The sequence below is a fragment of the Mesorhizobium sp. BR115XR7A genome, from assembly GCF_020165315.1.
Classification (GTDB): domain Bacteria; phylum Pseudomonadota; class Alphaproteobacteria; order Rhizobiales; family Rhizobiaceae; genus Mesorhizobium; species Mesorhizobium australicum.
Genome location: NZ_JAIUHW010000012.1, coordinates 67,932 through 94,701 on the forward strand (window position 1 = coordinate 67,932; position 26,770 = coordinate 94,701).

General features: G+C 63.5%; 22 protein-coding genes and 1 pseudogene. 8 read left to right on the forward strand and 15 right to left on the reverse strand.

Translation table 11 applies throughout. The features are described from left to right. Positions 1–39 precede the first annotated feature (39 nt). Positions 40–591: a hypothetical protein gene (locus tag LB557_RS24005; protein WP_015317684.1), complete on the forward strand. Its 552-nt coding sequence runs from the start codon at positions 40–42 to the stop codon at positions 589–591. Between the two features lie 133 nt (positions 592–724). Here LB557_RS24005 and LB557_RS24010 read toward each other — a convergent pair whose 3' ends face one another. From LB557_RS24010 to LB557_RS24020, 3 genes are all read right to left on the reverse strand, one after another. Continuing rightward, a complete protein-coding gene (locus LB557_RS24010; protein ID WP_015317683.1) occupies positions 725–991 on the reverse strand; it encodes a hypothetical protein in 267 nt (88 codons plus the stop codon). 172 nt (positions 992–1,163) lie between these two features. Next, the gene (locus LB557_RS24015; protein WP_224643155.1) at positions 1,164–2,372 is read right to left on the reverse strand and encodes an MFS transporter; all 1,209 of its coding nucleotides are present in this window, start codon (positions 2,370–2,372) and stop codon (positions 1,164–1,166) included. 58 nt (positions 2,373–2,430) lie between these two features. Next, entirely contained in the window at positions 2,431–3,420 is a 990-nt protein-coding gene (locus LB557_RS24020) for an AraC family transcriptional regulator (protein WP_015317681.1), read from the reverse strand. 159 nt (positions 3,421–3,579) lie between these two features. On the opposite strand from LB557_RS24020, the gene LB557_RS24025 reads away from it, so the two are divergent. Both LB557_RS24025 and LB557_RS24030 read left to right on the forward strand, forming a co-directional pair. After that, the gene (locus tag LB557_RS24025) at positions 3,580–5,424 is read left to right on the forward strand and encodes a monovalent cation:proton antiporter-2 (CPA2) family protein (protein ID WP_224643150.1); all 1,845 of its coding nucleotides are present in this window, start codon (positions 3,580–3,582) and stop codon (positions 5,422–5,424) included. 2 nt (positions 5,425–5,426) lie between these two features. Beyond that, a complete protein-coding gene (locus tag LB557_RS24030; protein ID WP_140716840.1) occupies positions 5,427–5,972 on the forward strand; it encodes a DUF924 family protein in 546 nt (181 codons plus the stop codon). An 8-nt stretch (positions 5,973–5,980) separates the two neighbouring features. Here the strand turns inward: LB557_RS24030 and folK are convergent, their stop codons facing one another. From folK to folP, 3 genes are read right to left on the reverse strand one after another with little or no spacing between them, the layout of a single operon-like run. Next, positions 5,981–6,493 carry a 2-amino-4-hydroxy-6-hydroxymethyldihydropteridine diphosphokinase gene (gene folK, locus LB557_RS24035; protein ID WP_224643151.1) on the reverse strand — a complete coding sequence of 171 codons (513 nt, stop codon included), beginning with the start codon at positions 6,491–6,493 and terminating at the stop codon, positions 5,981–5,983. Continuing rightward, complete coding sequence (folB, locus tag LB557_RS24040; protein WP_224713108.1) at positions 6,477–6,836, reverse strand: dihydroneopterin aldolase; 360 nt, start codon at positions 6,834–6,836, stop codon at positions 6,477–6,479. The genes folK and folB overlap by 17 nt, the downstream gene beginning before the upstream one ends. A gap of 3 nt (positions 6,837–6,839) precedes the next feature. Beyond that, on the reverse strand, positions 6,840–7,688 hold the full coding sequence (gene folP, locus LB557_RS24045; RefSeq protein WP_224713109.1) for a dihydropteroate synthase: 849 nt from the start codon (positions 7,686–7,688) through the stop codon (positions 6,840–6,842). Between the two features lie 114 nt (positions 7,689–7,802). On the opposite strand from folP, the gene LB557_RS24050 reads away from it, so the two are divergent. Both LB557_RS24050 and LB557_RS24055 read left to right on the forward strand, forming a co-directional pair. Continuing rightward, entirely contained in the window at positions 7,803–8,423 is a 621-nt protein-coding gene (locus LB557_RS24050; RefSeq protein WP_224643582.1) for a DUF922 domain-containing Zn-dependent protease, read from the forward strand. A gap of 230 nt (positions 8,424–8,653) precedes the next feature. Further along, the gene (locus tag LB557_RS24055; RefSeq protein ID WP_224643583.1) at positions 8,654–10,135 is read left to right on the forward strand and encodes an MDR family MFS transporter; all 1,482 of its coding nucleotides are present in this window, start codon (positions 8,654–8,656) and stop codon (positions 10,133–10,135) included. Here LB557_RS24055 and LB557_RS24060 read toward each other — a convergent pair whose 3' ends face one another. The 3 genes from LB557_RS24060 to LB557_RS24070 form a co-directional block, all read right to left on the reverse strand. Next, positions 10,136–11,167 (reverse strand): NAD(P)/FAD-dependent oxidoreductase, encoded by a 1,032-nt coding sequence (locus LB557_RS24060; protein ID WP_140616266.1) that lies wholly within the window; start codon positions 11,165–11,167, stop codon positions 10,136–10,138. Positions 11,168–11,255: 88 nt separating this feature from the next. Then, entirely contained in the window at positions 11,256–11,576 is a 321-nt protein-coding gene (locus LB557_RS24065) for a 2Fe-2S iron-sulfur cluster-binding protein (RefSeq protein ID WP_015317672.1), read from the reverse strand. Positions 11,577–11,718: 142 nt separating this feature from the next. Next, positions 11,719–12,087 carry an Hpt domain-containing protein gene (locus tag LB557_RS24070; RefSeq protein ID WP_015317671.1) on the reverse strand — a complete coding sequence of 123 codons (369 nt, stop codon included), beginning with the start codon at positions 12,085–12,087 and terminating at the stop codon, positions 11,719–11,721. Between the two features lie 274 nt (positions 12,088–12,361). Between LB557_RS24070 and LB557_RS24075 the strand changes: the two genes are divergently transcribed. Both LB557_RS24075 and LB557_RS24080 read left to right on the forward strand, forming a co-directional pair. After that, positions 12,362–18,715, forward strand: a complete 6,354-nt coding sequence (locus LB557_RS24075) for a kinesin (protein ID WP_224643584.1) — start codon at positions 12,362–12,364, stop codon at positions 18,713–18,715. Positions 18,716–18,839: 124 nt separating this feature from the next. After that, positions 18,840–19,452 (forward strand): annotated as a pseudogene (locus LB557_RS24080) (exonuclease). A 37-nt stretch (positions 19,453–19,489) separates the two neighbouring features. Here the strand turns inward: LB557_RS24080 and LB557_RS24085 are convergent. The 4 genes from LB557_RS24085 to LB557_RS24100 form a co-directional block, all read right to left on the reverse strand. Further along, a complete protein-coding gene (locus LB557_RS24085) occupies positions 19,490–20,098 on the reverse strand; it encodes an ABC-type transport auxiliary lipoprotein family protein (RefSeq protein ID WP_140726799.1) in 609 nt (202 codons plus the stop codon). Positions 20,099–20,178: 80 nt separating this feature from the next. Further along, positions 20,179–21,552 (reverse strand): MCE family protein, encoded by a 1,374-nt coding sequence (locus LB557_RS24090; RefSeq protein ID WP_224643585.1) that lies wholly within the window; start codon positions 21,550–21,552, stop codon positions 20,179–20,181. Positions 21,553–21,566: 14 nt separating this feature from the next. Continuing rightward, positions 21,567–22,376 carry an ABC transporter ATP-binding protein gene (locus tag LB557_RS24095; RefSeq protein WP_023783273.1) on the reverse strand — a complete coding sequence of 270 codons (810 nt, stop codon included), beginning with the start codon at positions 22,374–22,376 and terminating at the stop codon, positions 21,567–21,569. Between the two features lie 4 nt (positions 22,377–22,380). Further along, a complete protein-coding gene (locus LB557_RS24100) occupies positions 22,381–23,568 on the reverse strand; it encodes an ABC transporter permease (protein WP_140664278.1) in 1,188 nt (395 codons plus the stop codon). A gap of 77 nt (positions 23,569–23,645) precedes the next feature. Here LB557_RS24100 and dgcA point away from each other — a divergent pair, with 77 nt between their 5' ends. Then, complete coding sequence (gene dgcA, locus LB557_RS24105; RefSeq protein WP_140664281.1) at positions 23,646–24,629, forward strand: N-acetyl-D-Glu racemase DgcA; 984 nt, start codon at positions 23,646–23,648, stop codon at positions 24,627–24,629. On the opposite strand, the gene LB557_RS24110 is transcribed toward dgcA, so the two are convergent. Both LB557_RS24110 and LB557_RS24115 read right to left on the reverse strand, forming a co-directional pair. Further along, positions 24,600–25,814, reverse strand: a complete 1,215-nt coding sequence (locus LB557_RS24110) for an MFS transporter (protein ID WP_224643586.1) — start codon at positions 25,812–25,814, stop codon at positions 24,600–24,602. The two genes, dgcA and LB557_RS24110, sit on opposite strands and share 30 nt — an antisense overlap. 130 nt (positions 25,815–25,944) lie before the next feature. Beyond that, the gene (locus LB557_RS24115) at positions 25,945–26,727 is read right to left on the reverse strand and encodes a UDP-2,3-diacylglucosamine diphosphatase (RefSeq protein WP_181171109.1); all 783 of its coding nucleotides are present in this window, start codon (positions 26,725–26,727) and stop codon (positions 25,945–25,947) included. Positions 26,728–26,770: the final 43 nt, after the last annotated feature.

The window sequence follows — 26,770 nt, forward strand, 5'->3', positions numbered from 1 at the left end:
ACCGGTTTCAAACAGCCTCGTTGTTGCCGGGTATCGTCGATGAAAAGCGTAATTCTGTCCAGCGTCCTGCCCCTGGCGGCGGTGATCACAGCTGTCGTCGGCATTGCCTCGGCGGCCTCTGCCACGGAACCGGACAAGCAGTTTTTCCAGTCGGCCGAAGGCAAATGGGTTGGCCCGGGCGAAATCGTCGCCGGCAAATACAAGGGCACGAAATTCAACTGCAGCTTCACCGGCTCCACGCCGGACGGCAAGATGGGCATGACACTGGACGGCGGTTGCCGGGTCGGCATGTTCACCCAGCCCATGTCGGCCAAGATCGAGCGCAAGGGCCGCGACTACAAGGGTTCCTTCATGGGTGGCGCTGCCGGCGCCGGCCTCGACATCATCGGCGGCAACGTCGTCGACGCCCACAAGGTGGTCTTCACCATCAACCGCAATCAATTGCGCGGTGTCATGCAGGCCCGCATTCCCGACGACAATTCCATGACCGTAACGGTTGCAGTACGCGTTCAGGACCAGTTGGTGCCCGTCATCGGCATGAGCCTGAAGCGCGTCGATGCCGTCGAAGTCGGCTCCATCGCGCCGAACTGAGCGCACCTCGCCTCTGTTCTTTACGAATTCCGGACGGAAAAACACTTTTCCTGGGATTGCTCGAATACACCCCACAAAACAAAGAGGCGGCGGCCCATCGCCACCGCCTCCTTGGAAACGGACGAACCAGGCGTCAGCCCTTGATCGCCTTGGTCAGCTCGTCATACGCCTTGCAGGCATCGGCCAGGGTCGTGGAACCCTGATACTTGGTCGTCACCGCCTGAACCTTGGCGGTCAGGTCAGCCGCCTTGGACGGATCCTTGGTGATCGCCTCCTGCAGCGCGGCGGCCATGTCCTGCGCCTTCTTGGTCGCGATCTCGGTCGTGCATTCCGGCGCTTTCGAACAGGCCGAGCCGGCAAGCACCGCCAGCCCGGCGGCAACGAGCAAAAACTTCTTCATGTCAGTCATCTCCTCAAAAGGGTGCGACTTGATCGCCGCTCACCCCCAATGGCCGAAGCCGAGCGTGCTTAGCCTTCGATTGCGGCAACAAGCAACGCGCCCGTGGCGTAAACTTGTGTAAAGAGCCTGCAACATTGCGGCGGTTCGAGTTCGATGTCAGCTGGAGCAAAGTTCAGCCGCGAGGCTGCAGCAGAGCGAGCACAGCTGTCGATGCAGCAAGGACGGCCGTAACGGTCAATGGCGCCGCGGCACCATAGGTATCCACGACATAGCCACCGACAACCGCGCCGATCGTGATGGCAACCTGGAAAGAGACGACCATCAGGCTGCCCGCTGCTTCCAGCGCGTCAGGTGCCGCACGCGAGAGATTGGTTGGCAGCACCACCGGCCCCATGCCGAAGGCGAAGCCCCAAAGCGTGACGAATCCGAAGGCAACGCCAATGTGCACGCCCCAAAGCACCAAGGCCAGCGCCGCAACCGCCATTAACGCCGCGGTGACCACGAGAGCCATGTGAATATTGGCATCGGCCATGCGGCCGCCGGCAATGTTGCCGATCACAGCGGCGATGCCAAACCCAAGCAGAGCCAGGGCAATTGGACCGGTTGCAAGCAGCGTGACGTGTTCTAGGAAGGGGCGCACATAGACAGAACCAGCAAAATGCCCCGTCATCAGCAAGACAATGGCCAGCATGCCGATTTGAATGCCGCGCCGCCGTGTAAGCCGAAACACGTCTGCAAGACTGTTGCTTGTTGTCGCCGGCAAGGTCGGCAGGCTGAGCAACTGCGCCAACATGGCCAATACGGCCAGCCCCGCTGTCATGGCCATGGCGCTGCGCCATCCCAGCCAGTCGCTGATCAACGCCCCCAAGGACGGCGCGGCAATGGTGGCGAGCGAGACGCCGAGGGTAACGATAGCCATGCCCCGGCCTGTCGCATTGGCGCCGACCAGCCTCGCCACGACGGCAACCGAAAGTGCCCAGAAAGCGCTGAGAGCGATCCCCAGCCCGGCCCGGCCTAACAACAACAGCCAGAAATTGGGTGCCAGCGCCGCAAGGATATTGGAAGCGACCGCCAAAGCCATGAGACCGACCAGCACCGTCTTGCGGTTCAGTCGGCCGATGAGAACATTGCTCAACATGGCCGTCACGGCGCCGACGGAAGCGGTGGCGGTGACGACCTGCCCGGCCGTTCCCTCACTGATACCGAGATCGCGCGCCATTGGCGTCAGCAGGCCTGCCGGCAGGAATTCGGCTGACACCAGGGCAAAGCTGGTGGCCGCCAGTGAAATGACCGCAAACCAGGTGGCTACGCTCCACGCGGCTGGCGCGTCGGCATCAAGGCCAATCGCGGTGTCTTCAAGCTGTAATGTTGTGTCTGTCACGGAAAGATCTCCAAAGTTGGAGATCTTCATAGACGACTCCCGTCGGATGATATGTATCTTAAAATCCGAAATTCATGTCTATTCGTCCGGGGTTTGTGCGACGCACAATGCCCGGCGAGACATTGGTGATGCGCTTGAACGCGCGAGCGAAGGATGCCTCGGAATCATAGCCCAAACGGGTAGCGACCTCGGCAACCGACAAGCCGCTCTGCCCCAACAACTCGCGGGCAAGCTGCATGCGCAGGCGAGCGAGATAGCGCGCGGCACCCTCGCCCAATACAGCGCTGAAACGCGCGGCGAAAATCGATCGCGATTGGCCTGCCACGCTCGCAAGGCTTCCCAGCGTCCAGTCGTGGCCGGGGTCTCGATGCATGGCTGCCAGGGCGCGGCCGATATGGGGATCGCGGATGGCTGCGAGCCAACCTGTGGTCGAGGCTCCGTTGCAATTGACCCAACAGCGGATGAGCCGGGCTGTCAGCAAATCCGCCATACGCGACAAGATGGTGGCGCTGCCCATCTGCGGTTGCGCGGCCTCCATCGTCATGGCAGCCAGCAAAGGACCAACGACCGGGTCATTGCCGGCCACGTCGCAACCCTTGATGACAGCCGGCATCAACGTGATCAATGGATTGAGCGCACAGGAGTCCAAGGCCATGGAGCCGCAGAAAAGGGTGCTTGTCGCGCCCGTTCCTTCCCGCACCACTTCGCAGACATTGCCCCCTAACTTGATCACCTGGCAGCCCTCGAGCGAGTCGCCCACCACGTCCGGCGCACTCGCCAGCCGATGGGCGATGCCCTGCGGCAGCAGCACCAGATCGCCATCGCGCAACTCTTGCCAGCCCTGCGCTTCGGTGTGAATCCAGCACGGACCCTGGCCGACAAAGTGAAAACGAAGCAGCGATTGTCGCGGAAATTCTATGCTCCATGGATGTCGGAGCTCGCAGCGGCCATAGTTCACGCCACTCAGGCGAAAGTCTTGCAGGACCTCGCTGAGCGCATCCATCGGGATATGGGACGGCGAAGACGGCTGGGACGAACGGTCAAGCATGTAGCCGATATATACGCCGAACGTCCCGCAGACAAGGGGAGACCGTTGTTCCTCCGGGGGAGTCGCACCGACAGCACCCTACCTTTCCTGGCAGGCTTCCCACCCTTGCCTCCCGCTCCCACTGCATGCAAGGAGTGCTATACGACAAAGGGACGGATCATGGCGGCAGAGGCAGCGGGCAGCGATCTCATTCAGGTGGTGGCATTGCTGGCGGCGGGCGTGGTGGCCGTCCCGATCTTCAAGCGCATGGGTCTCGGTTCGATTCTCGGTTACCTGGCCGCCGGCGTGGTGATCGGTCCGTTCGGCCTCGGCGTCTTTTCCGAATCGGGAGCCATCCTCCATGTCGCCGAACTCGGCGTGGTCATGTTCCTGTTCATCATCGGCCTGGAAATGCAGCCGTCGCGGCTTTGGGGCCTGCGCCGCGAGATCTTTGGGCTGGGCGCGCTTCAAGTCGGCGTCTGCGCGGTGCTCTTGACTGGTGTCGGCATGGCCGGAGGGTTTCCGATCGCGCAATCCTTCGTCGCCGGCGCCGGTTTCGTGCTGACCTCGACGGCCATCGTCATGCAGCTTCTGGAGGAGCGCGGCGAAATCGCCGCGCCCAAGGGCCAGCGCATCGTCTCCATCCTGCTGCTGGAGGACCTGGCTATCGTGCCGCTGCTCGCCTTGATCGCCTTCCTGGCGCCGGGCGGTGCCGGTACCAGCCTGTCGGAGCGGCTGACCGAGGTCGGCATCGGCCTCGCCGCGATCATCGGCCTGGTGGTAGCGGGACGCTACCTCCTCAACCCCTTCTTCCGCATCCTGGCGGATGCCCGTGCGCGCGAAGTGATGACGGCCGCGGCTCTGCTGGTCGTGCTCGGATCGGCGCTTGCCATGCAGCTCAGCGGCCTGTCAATGGCGATGGGCGCGTTCCTGGCCGGCGTGCTGCTCTCGGAATCGACCTTCCGCCATCAGCTTGAAGCCGACATCGAGCCGTTCCGCGGCATCCTGCTCGGCCTGTTCTTCCTGGCGGTCGGCATGTCGCTCGATCTGCATGTGGTGGCCGCGAACTGGAAGCTGATCGCCGTCTACGTCGTGGCCTACATGGTGATGAAGGCTTTCGGCATCTACATTGTCGCCCGCATCCTGAAATCAGGCCACCGCGAGGCATTGGAGCGCGCGGTCTTCATGGCGCAAGGCGGTGAATTCGCCTTTGTGCTCTATTCCGCGGCCGCCGCCGTCGGCATCATCGACGGCCAGGCAAACGCAACGCTGACCGCGATAGTCATCATCTCCATGGTGCTGACGCCGCTGGCGATCATCGCCTTGCGCTATTTCACGCCACGGGACGAGCAGTCGCTGGACGGCGTCGAAGTCGCCGACGGCCTGTCCGGCAGCGTGCTGATCATCGGCTTTGGCCGCTTCGGCCAGATCGCCAGCCAACCCCTGCTCTTGCGCGGCATCGACGTCTCGATCATCGACAACGATGTCGAGATGATCCAGGCGGCCGCCGATTTCGGCTTCAAGGTCTATTATGGCGACGGCACGCGGCTGGACATCCTGCACGCGGCCGGGGCCGGCCGGGCGCGGGCCGTGCTCATTTGTGTCGACAAGCCCGACGCCGCCATCCGCATCGCCGAACTCGTCAAGGCTGAGTTCCCCTTGCTTACGGTGCTGGCCCGTGCGTTCGACCGCGGCACGGCGCTGCAGCTCATCCGCGCCGGCGTCGATTATCAGCTGCGCGAAACCTTCGAATCGGCGCTCGTCTTTGGTGGCTCGACCCTCGAGGCGCTGGGCGTCGATCCCGAGGACGTCGCTGAAACGATCGAGGACGTCAGGCGCCGCGACACGGCCCGGTTCGAGACCCAGCTCGCCGAAGGCATCCGCTCGGGACAGCGTTTCCTGAAAGGCAATATCGGTACGCCGATCCCGACCCCACTCTCCACGCCCCGCCGTCCTGGCCAGGCGCTCAACGAGGAAACGGCCGGCGTCCTGCATAAATCCGAATCGGCGGATCGAGGGAGTTAGGCATGGAATTGGACAGCAGAGCCCTGTCGATCACCAAGTTCTGGCGCGACGCCGGCGAGGATGCCTGGTTCGAGAAGAACGACGCTTTCGATGCCGATTTCCGCGACCGCTTCCTCGATCTCCACTACGCCGCAGCGCGCCGTGAATGCGATGTCTGGTCAAGCCATGCCGAGGGCTCGCTGGCGCTGATGATCCTGCTCGACCAGTTCCCGCGCAATTGCTTTCGCGGCACCGGCCACATGTTTGCGACCGACCCACTGGCAAAGCATTTTGCGCAAAAAGCGGTCGATGCCGGCCACGATCTGGCATTGGAACCGGAAGTGCGTGTGTTCCTCTATTTGCCGTTCGAACATTCGGAAAATCTTGCGGACCAGGAGCGGTCGGTCGAACTTCATACCGCCAGGGCCGAGTTCAATCTGAAATACGCGCTGGAGCACCGCGACATCATCCAGCGCTTCGGCCGCTTTCCGCACCGCAACCGGATGCTTGGCCGCGAGACCACGGCTGAGGAAAAAGCATTCCTCGATGACGGTGGTTTCTCCGGCTGATCCGCGATTTAGCGCCGCCACCAGTCGCGGCCTGATGGCAGCCGCTCGATGCCGGCCGCATCGACCGCGCTCAGGCGATCGGCCACGCGTTTGCCGCCGACGGCAAGATCCGGCGCGATTTCGGCCAGCGGCGCCAGCACGAAGGCGCGCTCCAGCATGCGCGGGTGCGGCACTTCCAGGCCCATTTCATGGATGATGCGGTCGCCGAACACCAGGATGTCGATGTCGATGAGGCGCGGCCCCCACCTCTCCTCGCGCACGCGTTTGAGCTTTCGCTCGGCATCGAGGCAGAGGTCGAGCAATGCCCGCGGCGACAGCCGCGTCGATAATTCGGCGGCCGCGTTGAGGAAATCCGGCTGGTCGAGCTTGCCCCAGGGCGGCGTCCGGTAGAGCGAGGAGACGGCGGCCATGTCGGTATCGGGATCGGCGTCGAGCAGGCGCAACGCGGCTCCCATCGACGCCGCCGGATCGCCCAGATTGCCGCCGAGGCTCAGATAGACGGTGTTATTCGGGCCAGACAACGGTCACCTCGACGTAATCGAGCACGCCAGGCACCGGCGCATTGGGCTTGCGAACGGTGACCTCGGCTTTCCGAATCTGGGGAAAGCGCCCGGTGAGAGCCTTCGCGACTTCCAGGGCCAGCGCCTCGATCAGGAAGCGCCGGTGTCCGGTGATGATCTCCTCGATGACGGTGAAGGCGACGCCGTAATTCACCGTTCCCCCGATGGCGTCATCGACGAGCGCGCGTCCCGGCTCGACGGTGAGCGAGGCATCGACATAGAAGCGCTGCCCCAGCGCTTCTTCCTCGTCCAGCACGCCATGCCGGGCAAAGAAGGCGCAATTCTTCATGCGGATGACATACATGGCTCAGCGTTCCGATCCGGTTTCCCGCGCCAGCATAGCATCCGCCACCGCCAGCGCGTCCACGTTGATTGCGACATCATGGACGCGAAACAGATGCGCGCCCTTGAGCCGGAGAATGACGCTGGTCGCCGCCGTGCCGGCCGCCCGGTTGGCGGCGTCGCGGCCGGTGACGGTGCCGATGAAACGCTTTCGCGAGGTACCGGCCATCAGCGGGAAGCCGAGCGCGCCAAGCTCGGCAAACCGTGCCATCAGATCGAGGTTTTCCTCCGCCGTCTCCTTGGCGAAGCCGAAGCCGGGATCGAGCACGATATGGCCGTCGGCGACACCTTGCCCGCGCCCGATCTCAAGCGATTTTCCCAGGAACGCCAGCTGGTCGGCGATCACATCGGGCAGCTTGTCGCGATCCCGTCCAGTATGCATGATGACAAGCCCGGCGCCGGTTTCGGCCGCCACCCGCGCAATGTCGGGCTCACGCTGCAGACCCCAGACATCGTTGACGATATGCGCACCGGCCTTGACGGCGAGCCGCGCGGTGTCGGCACGATAGGTGTCGACGGAAATCAGCACGTCGCCGACCTGCGCCAACGCCTCGATCACGGGCAGGATACGGGCCTGCTCCTCGCTGGCCGATATCGCGGCGGCGCCCGGGCGAGTCGATTCTCCGCCGACATCGATGACGGCAGCTCCTTCCCCGATCATGCGGCGCGCCTGGACGAGCGCGGGTTCAGGAGCATCAAACAAGCCGCCATCGGAGAAGCTGTCGGGTGTGACATTGAGGATGCCGACGACCACGGCCTTGCCGCCAAGCTCGAGATGGCGTCCATGCGCCAATTGCCATCGCCCCGCCGTCATTGCGCTTCAACCATGGGCTCATCAACCAAGATGTCATCAACGATGTGTGATCCGCATTGGATCAATTCCGTTGCGCCGGCGAAGGCCGTAAAGCAAGGTGATTGAAGAGGCAACATGATGATACGATCCCTGCTCTGCGCACTGCTGCTTACCGCCGCCGTTCCGGCGAATGCGGCCAATCTGGTGAAGACATACAGCTATTTCGCCATTGGCGGCAGAACGCTGGAGGATATCGAGCAGCAACTTGCCAAACACGGGCCCCAGGTCAAAAGCACGGGGTCGCGCCACCCTGGCGCCACCCAGATGGCTTTCACGACACGCATCAGCTACGCCAGCCAGCCGGGCTCCTGCCGGATCGCCGACGCGGCCGTCACCGTCAAGGTCAAGGTGATCCTTCCGGAATGGCGCCGCCCGCGCAAAGCCGACGCCGATGTGCGGCTGTTCTGGGATACCTTGTCCGCCGACATCAAGCGCCATGAAGACCGCCATGTCGAGATCGCCCAGAACCACGGCCGCGCGCTGGAAGACGCCCTGAAGGCAGCTTATCCGCAGAAGGATTGCGACGCCGCAAAGGCCAAGGCCGCCGCGATCACGGCGGCCGAGCTTGCCAAACACGACAGGGACCAGGTGCGGTTCGACCGTGTCGAAGGCGCCAATTTCGAAAGCCGCATCCTGCAGCTGCTGCGTTACCGGATGGAGCGCATCGAGAGCGGCCAGTTGCGGCCGCCGGCCTGAATCTCCTCGCCGCCTCCGTTCGCCTGGATGCAAGCCAGCCGGGCGGAAGCGTAGTGCCAGCTTGGAATTTTTTTCGAGCAACGGTCGAAATCGGCCTATACGGAACGACATATCCAGGGTTGCCAAGGGCACAATCCAGAAGCACGGGCATCACGATCGATCACGCCGCGGATGCACCAGACAAGCCCAATGGTGATGCGGCAGCGCAAAGCGCATGGACGAGAAGATTTATGGACCAGGCTGTCGACAAGCAGGCCGTGGCGGCCGTGAGCGCGCCGCTGAGCGAAAGCGAAAAGAACGCCATTATTGGCGGCGTTCTCCTGTCGATGCTGCTGGCAGCCCTCGACCAGACCATCGTCGCGCCCGCCATGCCGACCATCGGGCGCTTGCTCGGCCGTGCCGAATACCTGCCATGGATCGTCACCGGCTACCTCTTGACCGCAACCGCCGTGGCACCGCTCTACGGCAAGATTTCCGACGTCTATGGGCGTCGGCCAACCGTCTACGCGGCAATCCTCATCTTCCTTGCTGGATCGCTGGTCAGCGCACTGGCCCCCAACATGTTCGTCCTCATCCTGGGTCGCGCGATCCAGGGGGCCGGTGGCGGCGGTCTTTTCGCGCTGACGCAGACCGTGGTCGGAGACCTCGTCCCGCCGCGCGAGCGGGCGCGCTATGCGGCGTGGTTTTCCGGTACCTGGGCCGTTGCCAGCGTCGCCGGGCCGCTGCTGGGCGGCACCTTCGCTGAGCATCTGCACTGGTCTCTCATTTTCTGGATCAATATCCCGCTGGGCTTTCTTGCCATGGCGATCATCAACAAGCCGCTCAAGAAGCTGCCCATCGCGGCCAAGAACCACAGCATCGATGGCCTCGGCGCATTGCTGCTGATCGTGGCAACGGCGCTGTTGCTGCTGGCACTGAACTGGGGCGGCAGTGCCTATCCCTGGTTATCGCCGGAAGTCATCGGCGTCCTGGCGTGCTCCGCGCTGTTCTGGGGCGCCTTTGCCTTGCGGCTGATGCGGGCGGCCGAACCGCTCATCTCGCTCGAGGTGCTGGGCAACCCGATCGTCCTGGCCGGCACCCTGTCGATGTTCCTGCTCCAGGCCTCCAGCGTCGGCCTTGCCGTGTATCTGCCGGTCTATCTGCAGTCGATACTCGGCCTCACGGCCAGCGAGTCGGGCATTGCAATGCTTGGTCTTCTGCTTGGAACCGTGGGCGGCGCCGCTTCCAGCGGCCGCCTGATACCACGCTTCACCCACTACAAGCGCATCGCCATGGTCGGCGTCGTCTTCGCCATCCTGTGCACGGGCCTGCTGGCTTTTGTCGCCGGCCATGCATCGCTGCTTGTCGTCGAAGCCCTGACCATCTGTATCGGGCTGGGAACCGGCACGACATTTCCGGTAACCACCGTGTCCGTGCAGAACGCCGTCGACCGCATGCATCTTGGCGTAGCGACGGGGGTGCTTACCTTTCTGCGTTCGCTGGGCAGTGCATTGGGGGTGGCGATGCTCGGCGCGGTCGCCCTTGGCTTTGGGTTGCCGCTGGCCGGCGAAGGCGTTCAGGTGGCTGGACATGTCGTATCGGCCCAACCCTTCGTGATGATCTTTCTCGTCGCGGCCGGCACTCTGGGATTAGGCCTCATCACGCTGACGCTGATGCCCGAGAAAGAACTTCGGGGCCACGTCGATGATCCGGCGCCGATCCTGGCGGAATAACTAGCCGGAAACGCCGAGCTTCTTTTGCAGGCTGGTGGACGAGGTCGTGTACTGGAACACGATACGCTCGCCGGGGCTGACGATGCGCTTGGCGGCCTGCGCCATCAGCGCCACCTCGTGAAAACCCGACAGGATCAGCTTCAGCTTGCCCGGGTACCAGTTGATGTCGCCCACCGCGAAGATGCCGGGCACCGAGGTCTGGAACTTCTCGGTATCGACCGGTATCAGGTTCTCGTGGAGATTGAGCCCCCATTCCGCGATCGGGCCGAGCTTCATGGTCAGTCCGAAGAACGGCAGCATGCGGGTGCAAGGCACCTCGATGTCGCCATCCGGGCCGCCCTTGATGGTGGCCGATGACAACTGGCCATCGGCTCCGGTGAGCCCGGTCACCTGACCGACCCTGAATTCCAGCTGCTTCATCTCCTGCATGGCGTACATCTTGTTGACGCTGTCGGGCGCCGCGCGAAACTCGGCCCGCCGGTGAACCAGTGTCACGCTCTTTGCCATCGACTGCAGGTTCAGCGTCCAGTCGAGCGCCGAGTCGCCGCCGCCGACGATGACAAGGTCATGGCCGCGGAAATCCTCCATCCGGCGCACCGAATAGAAGACGCTCTTGCCCTCATAGGGTTCGATGCCCGGGATCGGCGGGCGCTTCGGCTGGAATGAGCCGCCGCCGGCGGCGATGACCACCACCTTGGCCTCGAATACCTCGTTCTCGTCCGTGGTGACGCGAAAGCCGCCGTCTTCCAGCTTCTCAAGGCTGGAGACCATGCGGTTATAGGTGAATTCAGGCTGGAACGGCGCGACCTGCTCGAGCAGCTTGTCGACGAGCCCTTGCGCCGAGATCGAGGGCCAGCCGGGAATGTCGTAGATCGGCTTTTCCGGATAGAGTTCCGCGCATTGGCCGCCGGGCTTGTCGAGGATGTCGATCAGGTGGCATTTCAGGTCCAACAGGCCGAGCTCGAACACGGCGAACAGGCCGACCGGCCCTGCCCCGACAATGAGGACGTCTGTGCTGATGATGCCGGTCATGATGCGCCTCGCTGCGAAAGTCCGGGCGAGACTGCATGACCAGCGGCCCGCTGCCAAGCGTCAGCGGCAAAAATCGCCCGTGCTGGCTTCAGCCCTGACGCTCGGGCACCCGGACGATCAGGCCGTCGAGCGCGTCGCGTACCTTGATCTGGCAGGACAGGCGCGAGTTCGGCTGGACGTCGTAGGCGAAGTCCAGCATGTCTTCCTCCATCGCCTCGGGCTCGCCGACTTCGGCCGTCCATGCCTCATCGACATAGACATGGCAGGTCGCGCAGGCGCAGGCGCCGCCGCACTCCGCCTCGATGCCCGGGACAGCGTTGCGGATGGCGTTCTCCATGACCGTCGAGCCGTTTTCGGCGTCCACGTCGAAATGTGTGCCGTCATGGGCGATGAAGGTCAGTTTGGTCATTTGTCACCTGAAGGGAGTTTCGCCCCGGACGAAGGGAGTTCGCCCGAGGGGAAGCGAGTTTCGCCCGAGATAATCACTCCGGCAAACAAGTCAACTGCCGTGCGAAAGCGGCGCTCCGTGACGTTTTTGTCGCAAACCTGGATCAGCGATTGATGGCGGCGATGAAGTCGCGCACTTCGTCGATCAGCCTGCCGAGCCGCTTGAGCGTCTGGGCGTCCTCCGGGCGATGCTCGATATCGGTGACGCAATCGGCGATGGCGAAGGCACCCACGCCACGGGCCGACCCTTTCAAACCATGAGCCAGCAGGAGCCGGTCCTTGATGTCGGCATCGACTATTTTGTCGCGTACCGACAGTGCCTGCTGTACAAACAGCGCCAGCACCTCTTGCTCGAGGGCGCGGTCGCCCATCGTTTGCCGGGCAAGGTGTGCCAAATCGACCGGTCGGGACTGCCTCGTTCCCGATACGTCGCCCCCCGGCATTGAGAAGGCAATGCCGCTTTCGCCACGCATGAACTCGAACTCCATTTTCTTCGGTCGCCTGAAAACCTAGGCGAATCCAGTGGACAACGGGTTAATGGATGGCCCGGAAAAATGTTGCGAAAGCGGCGCCCAAATCACGCTTCCGTTAACCTTATATTTAAAGTTTTACGTATCCCGCGGAATGCATGTTTTCTTTACCCCCCTGTGTCATTACGATACGAGGGTCCATTTTCAGCCTCCTGCGCGGGGGTAAGACAAGCACAATTATAAGCCCCCGCGGCAGCTAGTACAGGGTAGCGAAGGCATGGCGAAGAAACCAACAACGACCAGAACTCTCGACAGCGACGTAGCCAGGGAACTCGAAAAAGCGCTCGATCTCGACCTGAGCGGCGATACCGATAGCGGCGACCTCGATATCGCGGCCTCGATGGAAGATCTGGAAGCGCAGATATCACAGGCCGCCGACGAACTGGCACGCGAGGGACGCAATCAGCAGCCGGCGCCCGTCGTCAATCAGCCCCAGGCCGCGAAGCCCGCGCCAAACGCCAAGCCGGCCGAACTTCGCCCGGTCGAGACGCGCAATGGTGGCCAGCCCGCCGGCTTCGCGCCAGCCAACGACGATCGTCAGAAAGATTACAAGACCCTTCTGCACAGCCTGAACAGGCGCGCCTCCAACACCATTTACTGGGTCATCGCCTTTGTCTCGCTTGCCTGGATCGCGGGCGCCGGCGGACTGGCGAACCTGCTTTTTGGACCGAGCATCTGGCGGATCCGCACGCTGGACCAGTTCTTCGCCCGCCCCGAACTGATCGGCCTTGCCGTCGCGGCTATCGTGCCTGTCATCCTGTTCTGGGCCTTCGCGACGATGATTCGCCGCGCTCAGGACATGCGCATCGCCGCGCAATCGATGACGGAAGTGGCCTTCCGCCTGACCGAGCCGGAAAACATGGCCCAGGATCGCGTCATGATGATCGGCCAGGCCGTCCGCCGCGAGGTGGCTGCCATGGGCGAAGGCATCGAACGCACCCTTGCCCGTGCCGTCGAACTGGAGACGCTGGTCCACAGCGAGGTCAACCAGATCGAGCGCTCCTATTCGGAAAACGAAACCCGCATCAGGTCGCTGGTCGACGGATTGGGCAGCGAACGCGAAGCAGTGGTCACCCATGCCGAACGCGTCCGCGCCTCGATCTCCGGCGCGCACGAGACGCTGCGCGATGAAATCGGCGCGGCAAGCGACATCATCCGTGACAGCATCCTCAACGCGTCGACCAAACTGTCGATGACGATCACCAATTCCGGCGACACGCTGATCGACCGCATCAACGAAAGTTCGATGTCGATCTTCGATTCGGTGGAGGGCCGGCTCGACAACATTACCGACAGGCTTTCAACCTCCGGCGAGGCTTTCGCCAGCCTGCTCGACACCCGTATCGCCAAGCTGACGGACACCACGGACGGCTTGACCCGTTCGTTGACGGACCTGCTCGACGATCGCACCACCGGCATGGTGTCGCTGCTCGGCGGCGCCGCGCGCACCCTCAATTCCGAGTTCGAGGCCAGCCTCAACGGCATCGAACGCACCTTGGCCGAACGCGGCCAGGCGCTGATCAGTGAATTTCAGACCCGCGCCGAAGCGCTGGACACCGGCACCCAGAAGCTCAATGCCGCGCTGGAAGCCCGCGCCCGCCAGATCAACGAAACGCTAGTCGAGCGCGCGCGCGAAATCGCCCACACCTTCGCCGAGAGCAAGGACACGCTGTCGGCCATGATCGATCAGGGCAAGACCCAGATCGGCGCCGACATGGCCGACATCGTCACCTCGACTTCTTCCATGCTCGAAGCGCGCGCCAGCGATTTCGCCGGCCGCATGGAGGCAGCCCGCCACGTCGTGTCGCGCTCCTTCGACGCCGACATCCAGCGGCTCGCCGACGCGCGCGTCGGTATCGAAGAAGCCGTCGAAAACCATAGCCGCAAGCTCTCCGAGAGCCGCGAGCGCATGGCGGCAGCCATGCAGGCGGACCTGGAGAAATTCGACGAAGGCCGCGCCGGCATCGATGCGGCGGTGACCAACCAGGTGCAGAGGCTGGCCGAAGGCCGCAGCCTGATAGCGCGTGCGCTCGAAGAAGACCTGCGCAAGGTCAACGAATCGCGTGCGGCCATCGATGCGTCGCTCGGCAGCCACCTCGAAAGGCTGGAAGAAGGCCGCAACCGGCTCTCACTGGCTCTCAACGAAGACTCCGGAAAATTGGTGCAAGCTCGTACCATCATTGATGAAATGGTGGCCGGGCATGTTGGAAAACTGGCCGAAGGCCGCAACATTTTGTCGCGCGCCTTGGAGGCCGATCTCGGCAAATTGTCCGAGAGCCGCGCCGACATCGACGGCCTTGTCGCCGGCCAGGTCGAGAAAATCGCCGAGGGCCGCGCGGTGCTCGCCAAGGCGCTGGAAAACGACATTGCTGGTATCAAGAACCTCATCGAGGCGCATTCGGCGAAACTGGCCGAGGACCGCACGCAGCTTGGCCGTTCGCTCGAAAGCGACCTGTCGGGGATACGCGGGCTGATCGACAGCCATTCGGGACGCTTGGCGGAAGACCGCAGCCTGCTGTCGCAGACGCTGGAAGCCGACCTCGCCAAGCTGGCCGAAAGCCGCTCCAGCATCGACGGTCTGGTCGCCGGCCAGGTCGAGAAGCTCGCCGAGGGCCGCGACATCCTCAAGCGTGCGCTGGAATCCGACCTCAATACGATCAAGAACGTCATATCGAGCCAGTCGGACAGGCTGGCCGAGGATCGCGGGCAGCTCTCACGTGTTCTGGAAGCCGATCTGCAGAATGTGAACAGCGTCATCGCCGACCACATGAACAGGCTGGTTCAGGATCGCTCGACCTTGTCGAAGGCGCTGGAGGACGATCTCGCCAAGCTGGCCGAAAGCCGCTCCGGCATCGACGGTCTGGTCGCCGGCCAGGTCGAGAAGCTCGCCGAAGGGCGCGATATCCTGCGCCGCGCATTGGAAGCCGACCTCAGCACGGTCAGAAACACCGTTGCCGACCAGTCCCAGAAGCTGGTCGACGACCGCGCCCAGTTCGCCCGCGCGCTGGAGGCCGATCTCGAAACTGTCAACAGCCTTGTCAACAGCCACTCGGACCGACTTGCCCAAGAGCGATCGACACTGTCAAAGGCGCTTGAGGCCGATCTCGAGGCTGTCGGCAGCCACGTCAGCAGTCACGCGGAACGGCTTGTGCAGGAGCGTTCGACCTTGTCGAAGGCACTTGAGGCCGACCTTGAGACTGTCGGCACCCACGTCAACAATCATGCGGAACGGCTTGTGCAGGAGCGTTCGACCTTGTCGAAGGCTCTCGAGGACGATCTTGCCAAGCTGGCCGAAAGCCGCTCCAGCATCGACGGTCTGGTCGCCGGCCAGGTCGAGAAGCTTGCCGAAGGCCGCGATGTCCTCAAGCGTGCGCTGGAGGCAGACCTTGCCAAGCTGGCCGAAAGCCGCTCCAGCATCGACGGTCTGGTCGCCGGCCAGGTCGAGAAGCTCGCCGAAGGCCGCGACATTCTCAAGCGTGCTCTCGAAGCCGACCTGCAGAAGCTGACCGAAAGCCGCGGCGATATCGACGATATCATCGCCGGACATGTCGGCAAGTTGTCCGAAGGCCGCAACATGCTCAGCCGCGCGCTGGAAGATGATCTCGGCAAGCTCGCCGAGAGCCGCAAGGAGGTCGATCGTTCGCTGTCCGGCCACATCGACCAGATCGCGGCCAGGAGCACGGACATTTCCGCCGCGATCGCCGCCGATGTCGACAAGATCGAGCAGGCGTTCAGCCGCCAGACCGGCATCATCGAGGAACGCGCCGGCACCATGGAGCGCGCGCTCTCGACTGGTGTCGACAACGTCCGCAACGTGCTCGAGAAGAGCGCTGTCTTCGTCGCCGGCGCATTGCGCGAAAAGGTGTTGGAAGTCACCAGCACGCTGCACGAACAGGCCGGTGCGGCTTTCAGCGACGCCGATCGCAAGATCGCCGAGCGCGCCGAGCAGACGTCCGCCGCCCTGCTGGCCCGGGCCGAAGACATCGCCCGCACCTTCGAGGAGGCCGATCGTCGCCTCCACGCCCGTGCGGAGGATACGTCGAACGCCCTGCTCGCCCGCGCCGATGACACCTCCAGCTCGCTGCTGGCCCGTGCCCACGAAACCGCCGATCAACTCGCTGCCCGCGCCGGCGAGATCGCCGGCACCTTCGACATGGCCGACCAGAAGCTTGCCGCCCGCGCCCAGGAAACCGCCGATCAGCTGGCCGCCCGCGCAAGCGAGATTGCCGGCACGTTCGACGCGGCCGACCAGAAGCTGGTCGCCCGTGCCGTGGAAACGGCGCAGTCGCTGGCCGCCCGCGCCGGCGACATCCTGCGGAACTTCGAAAGCGCCGACCAGCGGCTCGGCATGCGCATCGGCGAATCCGCCGAGGCGCTCGCCGCCCGCGCGTCGGACCTCGGTCGTATCTTCGATGCCGCCGACCAGCATTTGGTCTCGCGCATCGCCGAGGGTTCGGACGCGCTGTCCAGCCGGGCATCCGAAATCGCCCGCATCTTCGACGACGCCGACCAGCGCCTGGTTTCGCGCATCGCCGACAGCACCTCGACGATCGGCGAGCATGCGCAGACCATTGTCGGCGCCTTTGCAAGCACCGAGCAGCGGGTCGCCGATCGCGCCCGCCAGACCGGTCAGGAGCTGGCCGTGCACGCCCGCGAAATCGAGCAGGCACTTGCTGGCGCCGACGAGCGTCTTGCATCGAGCGCGGCGGCAGCGGCCGCCCGTGTCGAAGAACAGATCGCTGGGGTCGAAAACCGGCTCGCCTACACCACCGAGACGATGGGCCAGAAGCTCAACGAGCAGGTGTCGAGTGCCGAGGCACAACTCGTATCGCGTGCCAATGTGATCGCGGAAACCTTTACCGCGGTCGGACAACATATCGGCCAGAGCACCAATGACGCGGCCAAGACGATCGGCGCCAACACCCGCGAGCTCAACACCATGCTCGCGGCGCGGTCGGCCGAGATGTCGAAGATCCTCGACGAAACCGCGCGGCCTTTGGTCGAGCGCTTCGCCCAGGGCGGCTCGGAACTGCAGAAGAGCATGGAAGAGGTCACGGAACGCGCGACCGAGAAGCTGCGCAGCGAGAATGCAGCCCTGGTCAACGCACTGGCCAGCCGCACCGCCGAAACCTTGTCGGCGGTCGAAGGCGCCCGCTCGTCGCTGTCCGACAGCGTCGCCGATCTGATCGGCCGCATGACCAAGTCCAGCTCGCAGCTCGGTCAGCTGATCGAGCAGGCCGCGGTCAACCTCGGCGAGGTCGACGAACGTCTGACCGGCAGCACGCAAAGCTTCGCGGCGACCACCGAAAAGGCGGCGCAGACCTTTGCCAGCTCCGCGCGTCTGGTCGATTCGAACACGACGAGGCTGACGGAACTGTCGTCGTCGACCTTGCGCGAAGTCGCCTCGATCGCCACCAAGTTCGATGAACACAGCCGCTTGCTGGCCAGCGCCTCGGACCTGTTGAGCTCGGCCCAGAGCAACCTCGAACACACGCTGGAAAGGCAGTCCTCACTTGAGGACCTCGCCGTCGGCCTGGTCAAGAAGTCGGAAGATCTCGAAAGGGTCATGCGCTCGTTCGAAAATCTCGTCGGCCAGACCCTGCAGAACGCCGAGGGCAAGACGATGGAGTCCGCCGACAAGATCCGCAACGCCATCACCGATGTCGTCGATTCGGCAACCAAGCGTTTCGCCGATGCGACCGAGGAGATGCGGCGCACCGCGGGCTCGATCAAGAGTGAACTCGACCTCACCCGCGCCGAGCTCAAGAAGGGCGTCATCGAGATGCCGGAAGAGGCAAAGGAGTCGACATCGGCCATCCGCCGCGCGGTTTCCGAGCAGATCAACGCCTTGAAGGAGCTTTCGGACATCGTGGCGAAGTCCGGTCGTGGCGGCGACACTTCAGAACCGCGGCCCTTGCGCCCTGCGCCGCAGGCACCGGCGGCACGCGCCGCCGAGCCGCCCCGTCGCGCCCCGGCACCGCAGGCGGATCTGCGCCCGCCACAGGCGCCACTGGGCGGCGCGGGACTGCGCGGCACGCTCGATCTGGAGCGCCCGGCTGAGGCAGCACCGCGCCAGCGTGCCACCGACGCCACTGCCCGCGCGCCGCAAGGCGGCTGGGTGCGCGATCTCTTGACCGCCGCGTCGAACGATGCCGAGCTCAGGCCAGCGGCTCCCCAGGCGCCAGCGGAAGCCCCGCGCGCGGCCCCTGCCCAGCGTTCGCCGGCGCATGTCGTGGAATCGCTGAACTCGCTATCCGTCGATATCGCGCGGGCCATCGACCACGATGCCTCGATCGAGCTGTGGAACCGCTACCGGCGCGGCGAGCGTGACGTGTTCACGCGCAGGCTCTACACGCTCAAGGGCCAGCAGACGTTCGATGAAATCCGCCGCAAGTACCAGGCGGAGGCCGAATTCCGCACCGCCGTCGACCGCTATTGCGACGATTTCGAGAAGCTGCTCAAGGATGTCTCTCGCAACGACCGCGACAACATCATGGCGCAGACCTATCTCACGTCGGACACCGGCAAGGTCTACACCATGCTGGCCCATGCCAGCGGCCGCCTGCATTAGGTGGTCGACAAGCCAAACCGAAAAAGGCGGGGGATTGTCTCCCGCCTTTTTCTTGAAGGAACTGACTCGCCACCCGGAGACGCATCCGGGTTTGATCTCGCTTTCCGGAACCGGATCCTGAGTTGTGAAGACGGCAATCATCTTCGACTGCGAATTTCTCTGCCTTGAGGGATCACAACGCCGATTCTGGTGCGCGGCCCATGATCTCGATCCGATCATCGCGCAGATCGGCGCGGCAGGCTCGGCCTCGAAGGTGATTCCCCGTGCTGGGCACGCACAAGGCCTATATCAGACCGGTCGACCGGTTTGGCGAGCGGTACACGCTCGATCCGTTCTTCACTGGACTGACCGGCATCACCGAAGAAATCATCGAGGCCGAGGGCGTCGTGCTGGAAGATGCTCTTGCGGGCGTCGATCGTTTCTCCGATGGGGCTCGGTTCTGGTCCTGGGGCAAGGACAAACTGAACATGATCGCCATCAGTTGCTATGTCGCGGGCATCAGGCCGCCTATCCCGGCCACCCGGTTCGACAATGCGGTCAAGCTGCTGGTCGCGGCCGGCATGCCGATCGAGGACCTGGCAAGGACGCCGAGCAACAAGCTTGCGGATTATTACGGCGTCGAACATCCGCCACTGCAGGGGCATGACGCGCTCGACGATGCGCTGTCCGTAACCTACACCCTGCAGCACCTGATGAAGACTGGAAAGCTGCGGCCGGACACCTTCGACCGTCCGTAACCCGGAAGCGTTGGTGGAATCCCGGCGCGCCTGGCGCTCAGATTACCGAATCGGTCCAGCGAACGACCTGCTTGGCCGCATCACCGAAGGCGGCGTCGAGCGCGCCGACATAGGCCGGGTTGCCGCTGCCTGAAACGGGTGCCGATGCGGTGAAGCTCTTGGAAGCCTTCACTTCCCCGTTGCGGTCGTTGAGCAAGCGCACGAACAGGTTGACCTCGGCATGTTCGCCGCCATTGACGCGCACTTCGAAGGAGCGAACCTCGACGATCACCTGATAGTCGATCGCCAGCCCCTCGCCCGGCTTGCCGACGCCGGCAAAGCTGCCCGAGCGCTGGAACGTCTCGGCCAGCCGCGCCTGCACGATCAGCGGCAGGCGGTCGGCCCATTGCGCGCCCTTCAGATACTGGATCGAGCCGTCGGAGGGTTTGATGACGATGTTCTGGCTGTCCAGTGCCTTCAGCGCCGAAGGCTGGGCGATCAGGATTTGCTTGCGGCTGTGGCCATGCGCGTCGACCGAGGGCGCCGACAATTCGAACGTGTCGAGCGGTGCCGGCTTGCCGCCGAGCGCCGCGCAGCCGGCAACCGCCAGGACAAGCAGCGCCGCAGCCGATTTCAACCCGCCCGTTCCAAGCCTACTCAATCTCACGCGTGATCCCCGTTATCTCCTGATCGCAAGATCAACCCGCATTTCACGAGCACTGTTCTTGCGGCGGGCCGATGCCGAAGTCAACGCCGCGCCCTGCCGTCGAACTGCCGAACCTCGCCGTCGCCGCCCGAAAGGATGCGCTGCGGATTGCGGCTGAGATCGGTCACCGCCTCCTCGATGCGGTTGATCGAGCGGCGGCTATCCTGCACCAGCGCCTCGACATTCTGCAGTCCCTGGCCCGAGAAGCGCGCCAGATTGTCGGTGATGACCCCAAGCCGGGCATTCAGCGTATCGGCGACCTGCTTGAACGATTTCAGCGTATCCCTGGCGTCGGCCATCACGCCGTCGGCCTGGCCCGAGCCGAGCAGCTTGTCGACCTTGGCGAGAATGCCGTCGACCCGCACCGAGGCGTCGTTGAGCCGTTGCGCCAGCTGCCTGGCGTCCTTGATCGTCTGGTCGATGTCGTCAGCCCGATTGGCGATCTTGCCGGTCACCTCCGCGATATCGGCAGCCGCCTTGTTGGCGCTGTCGCTGGCCTTCTGGATGTTGGCGAGCGCTTGGCGCACCTGCGCCGGATCGATGCCGTCGAGCACGCCGTCCACCTTGGCCAGCGTGCCTTGCGTCTGCTTGGCGAAATCGTTGACCGATCCCACCGCCGTATCGACGTTCCTGATCACACCGTGCAGCTGCTGCGAGGTTTCCTTGAGGTTCCCCGTTACCGCATCGACATTGGCAACGATGCTCTTGATCTTGTCCTTGTCGACGGCATTGAGCAGGCCTTCCGCTGCCTTCAACGTGCCGTCGAGCTTGCCTGAAACGCCTTTCAGCTCATCGGACAGCGCGCTGACGGCGGACAGGAATTTGTCGATGCCGTCGGAATTCCTGGCCAATGCATCGGAAAACGTCTGCACGTTGTGCACGGTCTGCGTCAGCGGCCCGCGTACGTCCTTGGTGAAGCCTTCCAGCTCCGACAGCACCTTGTCGGCGCGGGTGAAGATGTTTTGCGCCGTCTGCAGCAGATTGGTCACGGCGGAAGGATTGGCGACGATCTCGGCGACCTTGCCTTCCTTCTCGGCCTGGTCGAGCAGCTTGACTTCCTTGGGGTCGGCGCCCTTGAGTTCGATATTGGCCTGCCCGGTGAGGCCGGCGAGGCCGATATCGGCCTGCGTCGACTTGGTGATCGGCGTCATCCGGTCGATCTCGGTGTCGGCGATGGCGACAGTCGGATTGTCGACGTCGATATAGACGCGCTTGACGTCGCCGACCTTGACGCCGTTGAACAGCACGAAGCTGCCGCGGCCGAGACCAGAGGCCGAGCCCGGAATGCGCACCCGCAGCAGCGTCGTCTCGCCCCTGTCGCCGATCGCCGCCGTCCAATAGACGAAGGCGAACGCCGCCAGGATCGCAACCAGCGTGAAAATGCCGACAATGACGTAGTTGGCTCTGGTTTCCATTGCTTCACTTATGGCTATGCACGTGCGGCAAGATCAAGTTGCCGTGCGCGTTTTCCGCGGAAATAGGATTTTACCCACGGCTCCTCGCTCTTCAGCATGTCGTCGATCGTGCCTTCGACCAGCACCTTTTTCTTGCCGAGCACCGCCACGTGGTCGCAGGCGGTAAACAGCGTGTCGAGGTCGTGGGTCACCATGTAGACGGTCAGATCCATGGTGTCGCGCAGCTTGACCACCAGTTCGTCGAACTCGGCCGCGCTGATCGGATCGAGACCTGACGTCGGCTCGTCGAGAAAAACGATGTCGGGATCGAGCGCCAGGGCGCGGGCAAGTGCCGCACGCTTGATCATGCCGCCGGAGAGTTCGGAGGGAAACTTCTGCGCCGCATCCGGCGGCAGTCCGACCAGCTCGATTTTCAGCAGTGCCAGTTCGTCCATCAGCTTTCTTGGCAGATCGAGATATTCGCGCATCGGCACCTGCACGTTCTCCATCACGGTCAGCGCCGAAAACAGCGCCCCATGCTGGAACAGAACGCCAAGACGCATGTCGATGCGCAGCCGCTCGAGATCGCTTGCCTTGTCGACGTCGACGCCAAACAGTTTGATTGTTCCCGACTGCTTGGGCATCAGTCCGAGAATGGTTCGCAACAGCACGGACTTGCCGGCGCCCGAGGCACCGACGAACCCCAGTATCTCGCCGCGCTTGATGTCGAGCGACAGTTTGTCGAGGATCAGCTTGTCGTCGATGGCAACGGTGACGTCGTGCACCGAAAGCACGATTTCGCTCTCGTCCGGCGCCTCAGTCGTGATTCCGTTTCCCTTTGCCATGTTACTAGAACTGGATCGCTGCGTAGAACATGGCGAAAAGTCCGTCGAGAATGATGACGACGAAGATCGACTTCACCACCGAAGCGGTCACGTGCTGGCCGAGCGATTCGGCACTGCCGCCGACCTTCATGCCCTCGACTGAAGCGATCGTGCCGATGATCATGGCCATGAACGGCGCCTTGATCAGCCCGGCGAAAATCGTGCTGAGATCGATTGCGACACGCAACCGGTCGATGAAGGCAGCGGGGGGGATATCGGAGTAGAGCCAGGCCGCGACAATGCCGCCGCCGAGCGCGGCGAAATTGGCGATGATCGTCAGGCAGGGCAAGGCGATCACCAGGGCAACCAGACGCGGAAAAACCAGGACGCCGATCGGATTGAGGCCGATGACCTTCAGCGCGTCGACCTCCTCGCGCATCTTCATCGAGCCGATTTCGGCGGTGATCGCGCTGCCGGAGCGGCCGGCGATCATGATTGCCGTCATCAGCACGCCGAGTTCGCGCAGGATCAGCACGCCGACTAGGTCGACGACGAAGATGTCGGCGCCGAAATAGCTCAGCTGATAGGCACCCTGCTGGGCGACGATGGCGCCGACGATCGCCGACATCAGCACCACCACGGGGATAGCGCCGACGCCCATGCGATCGATCTGGTTGAAGATCGCCGCCGGGTTCACGGCATGGCCACGGCCGAGCTTCATCTGCGCGCCGCGGATGGTGGCGCCCAATATGTTCATCGAGGCGAGGAAATCGTCGCGCATCTCGTAGACGCGCCGGCCCACCGCCTCCAGTGCCCGAATGACAATGTTGGGTGGTCCCGCCGGTCCGGCTTCGGGTTCGCGCCGGACGGCCTCGCTCACTGCTTCGAGCAGGATGGAAGCGACGTCACTTTGGCCTTGCAGCCTTACCTCGACATTCTTCTTCTCGAAGACGCTGACCAAGCGATCGATCAGCCAGGCGCCGGCGGTGTCGATCTTCTCGATTTTCGAAAGATCGAGCGCCAACATCTTGAAACCGCTTCGTTTCTCGATCTTGCGCATCTCGGCGTCGATCAGCGCCACCGTCCGCGTCGTCCAGATGCCGGAGAACGCACAGCCGAGGACCCCATCCTCCTCGCCGACCGCGACGCGCGGGTCGTGGTCAGTCCCCGAGGCGGTCGTGCCGCTTGCGTCGCGTTTGCCGATGGTCAACATGGCGTCCTGTTTAGCCTGATGGGTCCGACCTTGTCGATTTGCCGACAACCCTTCTCGCATAGCCGGAGCAGAAAAATATGGCGCGTGTCATTTCGGTCGAGGCCGAGCGTTTTCCGATCGCCGGGACCTTCACCATTTCGCGCGGCTCCAAGACAGAGGCCGAGGTCATCACCTGCACGATCAGCGACAACGGCCATGTCGGTCGCGGCGAATGCGTTCCCTACAAGCGCTATGGCGAGACCATGGACGGCGTGAGCGGCGCGATCGCGGCGATGCGCGACCGGATCGCCGGCGGGATGGACCGTGCCGCCCTGCTCGACGCAATGCCTGCCGGAGCGGCGCGTAACGCTGTAGACTGTGCCCTGTGGGACCTTGAAGCCAAGATCAGCGGCAATCCGGTGGCGAACGCAATCTGGCCGGCCCCTTTGCATCAGCTCGAAACCGCCTACACGCTGTCGCTCGGCGAACCGGAGGCGATGGCTGCGCAGGCCCGCGCCAATGCCGGCAGGCCGCTGCTGAAGGTCAAGATCGGCGGCGACAACGACGCCGCCCGCATCCAGGCGGTGAGGCAGGCGGCGCCCGGGAGCCGATTGATCCTCGATGCGAATGAAGGCTGGACCGACGACAACATCGTCGCGAATCTCGCTTTTGCCGCGAAGCAAGATATCGCCTTGATCGAGCAGCCGCTGCCGGCGGGCCGTGACGGCATCCTGCGCCACATAGCCCATCCGGTGCCGATCTGCGCTGACGAGAGCGTCCATGAAGCAGGAAACCTCGAGGCGCTTGTCGGCCTCTACGACGCTGTCAACATCAAGCTCGACAAGTCCGGCGGGCTGACGGCGGCGCTCACCTTGCGCGACCGCGCCCGTGAGCTGGGTTTTGGCATCATGGTCGGCTGCATGGTCGGCACGTCGCTGGCAATGGCGCCGGCGGTGCTGCTGGCGCAAGGAGCGGATTTCGTCGACCTCGACGGCCCGCTGCTGCTTGCCCGGGATCGTGTGCCGGGTCTCGTTTACCAGGGATCGCTCGTCTCACCCCCGGACCGGGCTCTGTGGGGCTGAGCGCGCGGCAAACCCGATCAGCATAAGGCCGACGATCGCGATCGGGATCATCGCCAGGAATCCATCGACACCGAGACGGTCATAGAGCGGGCCGGAAACAAGCGTAACGGCGGCCATGAAGAAGCCGTTGAAGAAATAGGCGATGCCTTGCGCGGCACCCGTGCGCTCTTCGGAGACGGTCTCGCCGATCATTTTCTGCAGGCCGATCAGCACCATTGCGACAGACACCGAATGCAGCGACTGCACGGCAAAGAAGCCGGCGATGCCAAGGCCGAGCGGCCATATCAGTGGAAAGATGATCCAGCGCACGACGGAGCCGACGCCAGCAATCACCATCACCTTGACGACAGACACGGAGGCGAAAATGCGATTGAAAAACAAAAACATGCAGACTTCCGACACCACGCCCCACGCCCACAGCAGGCCGACAACGGAATCGCTGATGCCGATTGATTTCCAGTAAATGGAAACGAAACCGTAGAGGAAGGCGTGGCTGGCTGTAATGATGCCGACGCCAAGGGTGAAGGAGAGGAAATAAGCGTTGAACAGGCTTGGCGCCGCATGCTGGATTTCCACTGCCGACAGCGGCGAGGCCTTTCGCGGCCGTCCCATGCGCGGTGCCAGCAGGCCTGCGATGAGTGCCGCGCCAAGGGCAAGGAATATGATCACCGGGACGGCTCCAGGGCCACTGGCCGCCAGGATGAAACCGCCAGCGACATTGGCCACGAGATAACAGATCGACCCCCATTTGCGCATGCTCGCATAATTGGCCCCGAAGCGGCGCACACCCGAAAGCGCCAGCGAATCGGCGATCGGCGAATGTGGCGTCCAGACAATGGTCAGCACCAGCGACACCGCCAGCACCGTCGCGTATGTCGGGGTCAGGAAGTATCCCGCGGACAGCAGCAGCGATGCGGCGACGAGCACGACATAGACATCGGCGCGGTCCCTGGCTCGATCGGCAAGTGTGGTCAGCAGCGGCGTCGTTACGACGCGCAGGAACATCGGCGCCGCCAGGATGACGGCGATCTGCTCGGCATGAAACCCCTTGGCCTGCAACCAAAGCGGGAAATAGGGCAAATGGGTGCCAAGCGATATGAACAACGTGCCGAAGATCAGGCTCATGCGCAGTTCAAAACGGCTCGGCTTCACGAGTTGTTCGGGCGAAAGCGGTGGCAGCGGCATGAATCGATCCAATGACGCTGCGCTCAACGACCGGCGAGCAGCGCAAGCCGATCCTTAACATGAGCAAAAACCGGACGAAACCGGCTGGACCAGTCGATTAACACCAGAAATTGCAGGGCCCGCTTCCGCCTCAGGCCGCCTGCACCACCCTGTCCTCGATCAGCAGCGGGATGAAGGGCTCGTCAAGCGCCTCAGGCAATACATGCGCCCAGGTCAGGATTTCCATGCGGCCGTCGAAATGCTCGACCACGGCGGTGCAGCTCTCCACCCAGTCGCCGGTGTTGATATATTGTACGTCCCCATAGCTTTCGATGGCGGCATGGTGGATATGCCCGCAGATGACGCCGTCGACATGCGAGCGTCGCGCTTCCTCGCTGAGCACTGTCTGGAACGAGCCGATGAAGTTCACCGCCTTCTTGACCTTGACCTTGGCCCAGGACGAAAACGACCAGTAAGGCAGGCCGAGCAGCTGGCGCAACCGCGTGATCACCCGGTTGACTTGCATGGCGGCGTCATAGGCATGGTCGCCGAGATAAGCGAGCCAACGCTGGTTGTGGACTACGGTGTCGAACTGGTCGCCATGGATGACCAGCAGCCGCCGGCCATCGGCGGTTTCATGGATGGCGCGGTCGGCAACGACGATGCCGCCGAAATGCACGCCCTGGAACTGGCGGGCGAATTCGTCGTGATTGCCGGCGATATAGGTGATCGAGGCGCCCTTGCGCGCCTTGCGCAGCAGTTTCTGCACGACGTCATTGTGGCTTTGCGGCCAATGCCAGCTGCGCCTTAGGCGCCAGCCGTCGACGATATCGCCGACCAGATAGATAATGTCGGCATCGTGGTAGCGCAGGAAGTCGATCAGGAAATCGGCCTTCGCCGCCTTCGAGCCCAGATGGACATCGGAAATGAACATGCTGCGGAAAGTGCGGGGCTCTTGGCCTGACATCGCGGATTCA

Bases quoted from the DNA above. Each gene is read 5' to 3' on its own strand.
- LB557_RS24090 (WP_224643585.1), bottom strand. From the start codon at position 21,552: ATGGAAACCAGAGCCAACTACGTCATTGTCGGCATTTTCACGCTGGTT.
- LB557_RS24010 (WP_015317683.1), bottom strand. From the start codon at position 991: ATGAAGAAGTTTTTGCTCGTTGCCGCCGGGCTGGCGGTGCTTGCCGGC.
- LB557_RS24110 (WP_224643586.1), bottom strand. From the start codon at position 25,814: ATGCCGCTGCCACCGCTTTCGCCCGAACAACTCGTGAAGCCGAGCCGT.
- LB557_RS24005 (WP_015317684.1), top strand. From the start codon at position 40: ATGAAAAGCGTAATTCTGTCCAGCGTCCTGCCCCTGGCGGCGGTGATC.
- LB557_RS24115 (WP_181171109.1), bottom strand. From the start codon at position 26,727: ATGTTCATTTCCGATGTCCATCTGGGCTCGAAGGCGGCGAAGGCCGAT.
- LB557_RS24065 (WP_015317672.1), bottom strand. From the start codon at position 11,576: ATGACCAAACTGACCTTCATCGCCCATGACGGCACACATTTCGACGTG.
- LB557_RS24060 (WP_140616266.1), bottom strand. From the start codon at position 11,167: ATGACCGGCATCATCAGCACAGACGTCCTCATTGTCGGGGCAGGGCCG.
- LB557_RS24070 (WP_015317671.1), bottom strand. From the start codon at position 12,087: ATGCGTGGCGAAAGCGGCATTGCCTTCTCAATGCCGGGGGGCGACGTA.
- LB557_RS24025 (WP_224643150.1), top strand. From the start codon at position 3,580: ATGGCGGCAGAGGCAGCGGGCAGCGATCTCATTCAGGTGGTGGCATTG.
- LB557_RS24075 (WP_224643584.1), top strand. From the start codon at position 12,362: ATGGCGAAGAAACCAACAACGACCAGAACTCTCGACAGCGACGTAGCC.
- LB557_RS24100 (WP_140664278.1), bottom strand. From the start codon at position 23,568: ATGTTGACCATCGGCAAACGCGACGCAAGCGGCACGACCGCCTCGGGG.
- LB557_RS24030 (WP_140716840.1), top strand. From the start codon at position 5,427: ATGGAATTGGACAGCAGAGCCCTGTCGATCACCAAGTTCTGGCGCGAC.
- dgcA (WP_140664281.1), top strand. From the start codon at position 23,646: ATGGCGCGTGTCATTTCGGTCGAGGCCGAGCGTTTTCCGATCGCCGGG.
- LB557_RS24095 (WP_023783273.1), bottom strand. From the start codon at position 22,376: ATGGCAAAGGGAAACGGAATCACGACTGAGGCGCCGGACGAGAGCGAA.
- folB (WP_224713108.1), bottom strand. From the start codon at position 6,836: ATGTATGTCATCCGCATGAAGAATTGCGCCTTCTTTGCCCGGCATGGC.
- folP (WP_224713109.1), bottom strand. From the start codon at position 7,688: ATGACGGCGGGGCGATGGCAATTGGCGCATGGACGCCATCTCGAGCTT.
- LB557_RS24050 (WP_224643582.1), top strand. From the start codon at position 7,803: ATGATGATACGATCCCTGCTCTGCGCACTGCTGCTTACCGCCGCCGTT.
- LB557_RS24020 (WP_015317681.1), bottom strand. From the start codon at position 3,420: ATGCTTGACCGTTCGTCCCAGCCGTCTTCGCCGTCCCATATCCCGATG.
- LB557_RS24055 (WP_224643583.1), top strand. From the start codon at position 8,654: ATGGACCAGGCTGTCGACAAGCAGGCCGTGGCGGCCGTGAGCGCGCCG.